This window comes from Marinobacter sp. UBA5687, from assembly GCF_002420325.1.
Lineage (GTDB): Bacteria > Pseudomonadota > Gammaproteobacteria > Pseudomonadales > Oleiphilaceae > Marinobacter > Marinobacter nauticus.
Map to the genome: position 1 here is coordinate 1 of NZ_DIHV01000009.1, position 7,230 is coordinate 7,230.

Below are 7,230 nucleotides of genomic sequence, written 5' to 3' on the forward strand. Positions count from 1 at the left end.
GGTAACTCGGGTGGCGGGGTATTGGTCGGCCACAGGAGCGCCAGCGCCAGAATAATTGCGGCCCCGGTGACCAGCAGGATCTTTGTGTTCATGACTCACTCCGGCAGGATTCTCCGGAATCAGTGTAGACCAGAATGCGGCAACTGCCTGGGTTGGGCTCAGCTGGCCAGCCACTGCATAGAGGCCCATCCCATGGTGCCACCAATCAAGGCGCCGGCCAGGACATCGCTGGGGTAGTGGAGCCCGAGAATGACCCGGGATGCCGCCACTGACAAGGTGAACGGAAGCACACACCAGGCCAGGGCCGGGAGCGCAACGAACAGCATGGCCTGAAAACACACCGCGTGCAGGGTGTGGCCGGACGGAAAGCTGTACCGGTCCAGTGGCGGCGTTGCACAGTTGATAACCGGAAACGAAATAAAAGGCCGCTCGCGAATCAGCCAGCGTTTGAGGGCCTTGTAGGTTAGCGTGCAGGTGAGCCCGGTAAGCGCCATTTGAAGTGCCAGGGCCGGGCCAGAGTCCCCGGCGTAGAAAGGCAGTGAGAGAATCAGTGCGTACCAGAACCAACCGTCGCCAAGTCGGCTGACGACTCGGAAATACCCCAGAATCGGCCGGAACCGTACGCTGCGATTAATGGCCTGGCAGACCGCGAATTCTCGCTGGTCTGCCAACTCAAAGAAGCGAGATGCCTTGCTTGTTAATGCCATGGTATCGGGCCTGTGCAGTTTGGTTTAAAACCAGCTGTTCAAACTGGTCGATCTGGCTGCTCCAATTCAATTCAAGAGCGTCCAGGCGAGCCTGGGCGCGGACTCGGTTCAACAGTGAGGGCTGGTCGGCCAGTCTCAGGGCGTGATTTACGAAGGCTTCGTCGTCTGTCAGTTCAGCCTTCATGCCGTTTTCGTCATGTCGGATATGTTCTGCGGCTGCAGCATCGTCGAAGGCGACGATGCCCAGTCCGCTGGCCATGGCTTCCAGCACCACGTTGCCGAAGGTGTCGGTTTTACTGGGAAACAGGAACAGGTCACCGGAGGCATAGTGCCGGGCCAGATCTTCGCCCCGTCGTGTGCCACAGAATATGTAGTCCGGGTGCCGGTCTTCCAGGGAGCGGCGCATGGGGCCATCCCCTACCAGCACGAAGCGGGCATTAGGATGCAGGCCGCGGATACGCTCGAAGCAGGCAACAGCCATGCGCAGGTTTTTTTCCGCAGCCAGGCGCCCGACATAGAGTACGGCACGTTCGTTGTCGTGCAGCCCCCATTGCCGACGCAGGGATTGGTCGCGTTTGTGGGGGGTGAAGCGCTGGCAATCCACGCCCCGGCTCCAGAGGCCGGTGCAGGTGATCCCCATGTCCCGGGTCACCCGCTGCATGCGACCGGTAGGCACCAGGGTGATGGCTGTTCTGTTATGGAACCAGCGACCGTAGGCACACAGTAACCGTTCGAGCAGGCCCGCTCCGTAATAGCGAGAGTACTGATGGAAGTTGGTATGGAACCCGGAACTGACAGGCAGGGCGAGGCTGCGAGCCGCGTTCACGGCCGCCACGCCGAGTGGCCCCTGGGTTGCCACATAGATGCCGTCGGGCCGCTGTTTCTGCCAGAGCTTTTTCAGGCTGGAGGGGCGGGCGGTACCGAAGCGCAGATCTGCGTAGCCGGGAAGAGGCAAGCCATTAACCACCAGTTCGGTGGAAAACAACCCGCTCCCGGTACTCTCAAACAGTCCTTTCTGTTCGTGGGGCTGCCGGGGGCGCACCACGGTTACATGGTGGCCCCGTTGCATCAGCCCCTGACACAGGTGCCGCATGGTGTTGGCAACACCATTGATTTCCGGCGGAAACGTCTCGGAAACAATGGTAATGTGTTGCGGTCGCCGTTCGGTCAACTGGGCTTCGGTCACGGGGGTTCCTGAAGGTTCTGCTGTCATGCCTTTACTATGGAAAGACGCCATGACAGAAATGCGACAACTCCGTGACATTCCGTTTACGTGTTTATACCCCGTCTCTTATCGACCTATTGCAAGGAGATTCCATGCAAACGCGAAAACTTGGCTTTACAGATATCGAGGTCAGCCTGATCTGCCTGGGAACCATGACCTGGGGCGAGCAGAACAGCGAGCAGGAAGCCTTTCAGCAGCTCGACTATGCCATGGAGCAGGGCATCAATTTCATCGACGCCGCTGAAATGTATCCAGTGCCACCCAGGGCAGAAACCCAGGGTCTGACCGAGCAGTATCTGGGCAACTGGCTGGCCCGCCGTGGCCAGCGTGATGATCTGGTGATCGCCAGCAAGGTGGCCGGGCCGGGTAATGGTCTCGGGTATTTGCGCGGGGGGCCGAGGCTGACCCGGGAGCATATCCGCTCTGCCTGTGAGGGCAGCCTTAAGCGCCTGCAGACGGATTACATCGATCTTTATCAGGTGCACTGGCCGGACCGGAGCGCCAATTTTTTTGGCAAGCTTGGTTATGACCGCAATCCCGATGAGCAGATGACGCCCATTGAGGAAACACTGGAAGCGCTGGATGAACTGGTGCGTGAAGGAAAGGTCAGACACATCGGGCTTTCCAACGAGACACCGTGGGGCACGATGCAGTACCTGCGCCTGGCGGAGCAGCGTGGCTGGCCCCGGGTGGTCTCTATCCAGAACCCCTACAACCTGTTGAACCGTTCCTTTGAAGCAGGCCTGGCGGAGTTCGCCCATCGTGAAGGCACCGGCCTGCTGGCCTATTCACCACTGGCCTTTGGCATGCTGACCGGCAAATACCTGGGGGGAAAATGGCCGGAAAAGGCCCGGCTGACTCTGTACGAGCGGTTCAGTCGCTATACCAATGACCGGGCGGCGGACGCCACGAGGGCCTATGTTGAGCTGGCTCACCAGCATGGTCTCACGCCGGCCCAACTGGCACTGGCCTGGGTGAACAGTCGGGAGTTCGTAACCAGTAACATCATTGGCGCAACTACCATGGAGCAGCTCAGGGAGAACATCGGGGCAGGCAGTGTGACTCTGAGCCCCGACCTCGTGTCCGCCATCGAGGCGATCCATGCCGAGTTCACCTATCCCTGCCCTTGAAGACTGTATGCATAAGGGCTTGCAGTAGCCAGGTGCGATCCTGCCGCTCCGACCAGCGGCAGGATCGTTACATACTGCAATATAAGTGATCATTTATTGACAAAAAAGCTGGTGCCAGGCGACGGAACGCTGGCGAAATTGTGTGCAAAATCACACCAATCTTCGTCGCAATCATTAGACTTTGGTACTGTGAATTAAATAAAGCCAATGTCGATACCGGATTTCCTGTTGCCATGATTCTTCGCCTGTTCGTCGTCCTTCTAGCCCTGAATAGCGTCGCCTTTGCGATGCGGGCTGACGCTGCGCAGCCCATGTTGTCGGAACCGATGCTTTCCGAGCGCATGATGGCCGAGCGCGACGAAATGACGACGGCGGAGGATGTTTACGAACTTCAGGAATGGATGTCCGGCGATTATGAAGACGACCGCAGCGATGCACTTACCGCTATCGGCTCCCGTCTGCTCAGCCTGAGCCTCAGCCGCTCCCGCACTGCTGAAAAGACCTATGCTTCCGATCCGGCTCAGCCTGACCACGGCATCGCCCTGTTGAACGAAGGTGCCTGCCTGAACCTGCGCTGGAAGTTCTGACCGCTGTTCCTTGGCGTGTCCGCCATCTTTCTCCCGACCTTCCGCTTTGTCAAAATGTCATGACCTGACGCATTGTCAGCTTGAATCTGCCGTGTGATCATCCACCTTAATTGAGATTCTCAAGCGACGAGGAGCCGGTAATGGCAGCAGAGAACGGAGTCTATTGCGACGACGCAGAACGGTGTGTTGATCGGGTGATTGAACGGGTTGGCAAGCGCATTACCCTGGGCTTGCCGCTTGGTCTTGGCAAGCCGGTGAGGTTTGTGAATGCGCTCTATCAGCGTGCCAAGGATGATCCGGACATTGAGCTGCATATTGTGACCGCGCTCTCCCTGTTAGCGCCTGAGGGCAGTTCTTCACTGGAAAAACGTTTCATGGGGCCCTTCGCCAAGCGCCTGTTTGGCGATATTCCGGAACTGGCCTATGCCCGTGATGTCGCCAATAACCGCTTGCCAAGCAATGTCCAGGTGTCTGAATTTTTCTTCAAAGCTGGCAGCTACCTGAACAATCGCAACCAGCAGCGAAACTATGTATGCACCAACTACACCCATGCCGTTCGCGATCTGATGGCGCAGGGTGTGAATGTGGTGGGGCAGATGGTTTCCCCAGGCGAGCCCAATGGCTTTCCGGGCCAGGTGAGCTTTAGCTGTAACCCGGACCTGTCACTCGATATCCTGCCGCTGCTGCGGGAGCGTGAACAGCAGGGCGTACCGGTGGCCATGGTGGCTGAAATCAATCAGTACCTGCCCTGGTTTGGCCATCATGCAGCCGTCGAGGAACAGCAGTTTGATCTTCTCTTCAGTCATCCATCGACAGACTATCCGTTATTCTCGGCTCCTCAGATGGCCATCAGTCCGTCTGATCACCTCATCGGATTCTACGCCAGCTGCCTGTTGAAGGATGGCGGAACCCTTCAGGTTGGCATCGGTTCACTGGGAGCCTCGCTGGTTCACAACGCCATTCTGCGCCACAAGCACAATGATGCCTGGCGCGCAGTTTATGACCACCTGGATGTGGGATCCAGGTTCCCTGTGGTTGACCGCTGCGGCGGTACCGGTACGTTCGAGACCGGCCTGTATGGCTGTAGTGAAATGATGGTGGATGGCTTCCTGTATCTGATGCAGGAGGGCATCCTGAAGCGGGAAGTATTTGATCATGCCGGTTTGCAGACTCTGATCAACCGGGGCGAGATTACCCTGACGCCGTCGCTCGACATGCTGGATGTGCTGGTCCGGGAAGGGCTGATCGACTCGCCATTGCGGGCGCGGGATGTCAACTGGCTGATTCAGTACGGCATTCTGCGGGACACAGTGGAATTCCGTGGCGGACGCCTGCGCCTGAGTGAAGATCACGCTGTAGAAGCAGACCTCAGCCAGGATCAGACCCGTGAGGCGCTGGCGGCCCTGGGTCTTGGTTCAAGGCTCACCGGTGGTATTGCCATGCACGGTGGCTTCTACGTGGGGCCGGAGGCCTTCTACCAGGCTCTGAGAGATCTGTCGCCAGAGCAGCGTGACAAGATCTGCATGACCAGTGTCAATTTCATCAACCACCTTTACGATCACCGTTTCGGAGATCAGAAGCTCAAAGCCGCCCAGCGTTTGCACGGTCGGTTTATCAACTCTGCGATGATGTACACCCTCAGTGGCGCGGCAGTGTCAGATGGGCTGGATGATGGTCGCGTGGTCAGTGGTGTGGGGGGGCAGTACAACTTTGTTTCGATGGCCCATGAGTTGCCCGGGGCGCGCTCCATCCTGGCTCTCAGAGCCACCCGCATGTCGGGTGGGCAGGTAGTGTCCAACATTGTATTCAACTATGCCCATTGCACCATTCCAAGACATCTCAGGGACATTGTGATCACGGAGTACGGCATTGCCGATTTGCGGGGGCGGTCCGACGAAGATGTGTTCCTGGCGCTGATCCGTATTGCCGATTCCCGTTTCCAGGCGGATTTGCTGAAACAGGCCCAGAAGGCGGGCAAGGTCCGTGACGATTTCCGCTTGCCTGCGGACTGGCAGAACAATACGCCGGCGTCGGTTCGCCAGGCTTTGGCTGCATCCGGTAAGGGCGACTGGTTCCCGGCGTTCCCGTTCGGCCGGGATTTCACCGATGAGGAGCTGACCCTGGGGAAAGCCCTTAAAGGACTGAAAGCCGCAACCGCCACTCCCCGTGGTAAACTGGCGACCCTTTGGCAGGCCATCCGGGCTGAAGACGATACTGGCCAGTACGCGGTGCTGCTCGAACGCATGGGGTTGAACAACCCCTCAGGCATTCGGGAGAAGCTGGATCGCAAACTGGTGATACATGGCCTGCAGCAACTTGAACCCGCGACAAAGACAGGAAGCGAAAACAGCTAATGCAAGCCGATAACCCGAACACCCGGCCGGATGTTTTTACCGTCCATTACGTGCTCAAGAACCGCATCGGTGAGCTGGTGGATACGTCTGAAGGCAGCGAGCCTCTGCACTTTATCTACGGCAGCCCCGAGATCATTGCCGGCATTCAGGAGGCGGTGAAAGACCGAAACGTAGGTGATTGCCTGGAAGTGACCGTGCCACCGGAGATGGCCTACGGCGAATACCGCGAGGACCTGGTGCGCAAGGTGCCCCGTTCCCTCTTTGAGGGCGTTGAAAACCTGGATGTGGGCATGAAATTCCAGACTAACTCCGGTGATCAGGCCCAGGTGGTACAGGTGGTGGCGATCGACGGCAACCTGGTCAAAGTGGATGCCAATCACCCTTTGGCCGGTTTCACCCTCTATTTTGATCTGGAAATCGTGGGTCGTCGCGAGGCTACTGAAGACGAGGTAGCTCAGGGTCGCCCGCTGTTCTGAGAGGGCGTTCGGGTACCTGGTCGAACTCGCCCGAGTGAATGCGGGCGAGGCCCTGGCTGATCTGCTGGTGTATGCACCCGGTCAGCTCATTCAGGGATAGATCCGGATCCGGTCCAAGGGGCGGATGCAATATTACGATGATCTGCCCCGGTGGCTGTCGCAGCAGCCTGAACAGATGACAGTGGAAACTGTCATCGCCCACAAAGGGCGCCAGTGAGTCAGGGCGCCGTTCTCGCCGATAACCGATGGACACTGGCTGTATGGCCGTGTTGCTGTCCCGGGCGGCGCTCATCAACAGTCCGTGCATGGGTAATACGGCTACCCCGGTGCTGGTGGTTCCCTCTGGATAGACCATCACCGATTCTCCAGCCTGCAGGCATTGCGCGATACTGGCTTTGATAGCTCTGGCCTGACCGCCGCCACGTTTGATGAACAGCGTGCCGGCCTGCCGGGCCAGCCAGCCGATCACCGGCCATTGACCTACTTCCGCTTTTGACAGAAACCGCATGGGCGTGATGCTGCCAAGAACCGGGATGTCTGACCAGCTGATGTGGTTGGCGACAAACAGGGCGTTTTCCGGGCAGGGCTGGCCATAAACCTGAACCTGCCAGCCCAGGCACTGACATGCCTTCCGAAAACAGATTGTGGCCCAGGGATTCCTGTCCACCGGTCTGGTCCTGGCCAGATCGGAGATCCGGAGCAAAGCCGCCAGCGCGCAGGCTCCGACAAGGAAGCCTGCAAACATTGCTAA

The 7,230-nt window shown here is 58.4% G+C and carries 7 protein-coding genes; 4 read left to right on the forward strand and 3 right to left on the reverse strand.

Features of this window, described 5'->3' with window-relative positions:
* Positions 1-158: 158 nt before the first annotated feature.
* Together B3Y70_RS00600 and B3Y70_RS00605 are read right to left on the reverse strand one after the other, a co-directional pair.
* The gene (locus tag B3Y70_RS00600) at positions 159-707 is read right to left on the reverse strand and encodes a phosphatase PAP2 family protein (protein WP_141067745.1); all 549 of its coding nucleotides are present in this window, start codon (positions 705-707) and stop codon (positions 159-161) included.
* The gene (locus B3Y70_RS00605; protein ID WP_081432101.1) at positions 673-1,920 is read right to left on the reverse strand and encodes a glycosyltransferase family 4 protein; all 1,248 of its coding nucleotides are present in this window, start codon (positions 1,918-1,920) and stop codon (positions 673-675) included. The genes B3Y70_RS00600 and B3Y70_RS00605 overlap by 35 nt, the downstream gene beginning before the upstream one ends.
* A 104-nt stretch (positions 1,921-2,024) precedes the next feature.
* Here B3Y70_RS00605 and B3Y70_RS00610 point away from each other — a divergent pair, with 104 nt between their 5' ends.
* From B3Y70_RS00610 to B3Y70_RS00625, 4 genes are all read left to right on the forward strand, one after another.
* Positions 2,025-3,062 (forward strand): NADP(H)-dependent aldo-keto reductase, encoded by a 1,038-nt coding sequence (locus B3Y70_RS00610; protein ID WP_273029703.1) that lies wholly within the window; start codon positions 2,025-2,027, stop codon positions 3,060-3,062.
* Positions 3,063-3,295: 233 nt separating this feature from the next.
* On the forward strand, positions 3,296-3,649 hold the full coding sequence (locus B3Y70_RS00615) for a hypothetical protein (protein ID WP_011785789.1): 354 nt from the start codon (positions 3,296-3,298) through the stop codon (positions 3,647-3,649).
* Positions 3,650-3,789: 140 nt separating this feature from the next.
* On the forward strand, positions 3,790-6,003 hold the full coding sequence (locus B3Y70_RS00620) for an acetyl-CoA hydrolase/transferase C-terminal domain-containing protein (protein ID WP_278350380.1): 2,214 nt from the start codon (positions 3,790-3,792) through the stop codon (positions 6,001-6,003).
* Positions 6,003-6,479 (forward strand): FKBP-type peptidyl-prolyl cis-trans isomerase, encoded by a 477-nt coding sequence (locus B3Y70_RS00625; protein WP_011785787.1) that lies wholly within the window; start codon positions 6,003-6,005, stop codon positions 6,477-6,479. Before B3Y70_RS00620 ends, B3Y70_RS00625 begins: the two co-directional genes overlap by 1 nt.
* On the opposite strand, the gene B3Y70_RS00630 is transcribed toward B3Y70_RS00625, so the two are convergent.
* A partial coding sequence (locus B3Y70_RS00630) for a lysophospholipid acyltransferase family protein (protein ID WP_288589057.1) occupies positions 6,439-7,230 on the reverse strand: 792 nt, incomplete at its 5' end. The two genes, B3Y70_RS00625 and B3Y70_RS00630, sit on opposite strands and share 41 nt — an antisense overlap.

What these genes read in the sequence shown, in the direction of transcription:
- B3Y70_RS00600 (WP_141067745.1), bottom strand. Translation starts at nt 707, where the DNA reads ATGGCATTAACAAGCAAGGCATCTCGCTTCTTTGAGTTGGCAGACCAG.
- B3Y70_RS00605 (WP_081432101.1), bottom strand. Translation starts at nt 1,920, where the DNA reads ATGACAGCAGAACCTTCAGGAACCCCCGTGACCGAAGCCCAGTTGACC.
- B3Y70_RS00610 (WP_273029703.1), top strand. Translation starts at nt 2,025, where the DNA reads ATGCAAACGCGAAAACTTGGCTTTACAGATATCGAGGTCAGCCTGATC.
- B3Y70_RS00615 (WP_011785789.1), top strand. Translation starts at nt 3,296, where the DNA reads ATGATTCTTCGCCTGTTCGTCGTCCTTCTAGCCCTGAATAGCGTCGCC.
- B3Y70_RS00620 (WP_278350380.1), top strand. Translation starts at nt 3,790, where the DNA reads ATGGCAGCAGAGAACGGAGTCTATTGCGACGACGCAGAACGGTGTGTT.
- B3Y70_RS00625 (WP_011785787.1), top strand. Translation starts at nt 6,003, where the DNA reads ATGCAAGCCGATAACCCGAACACCCGGCCGGATGTTTTTACCGTCCAT.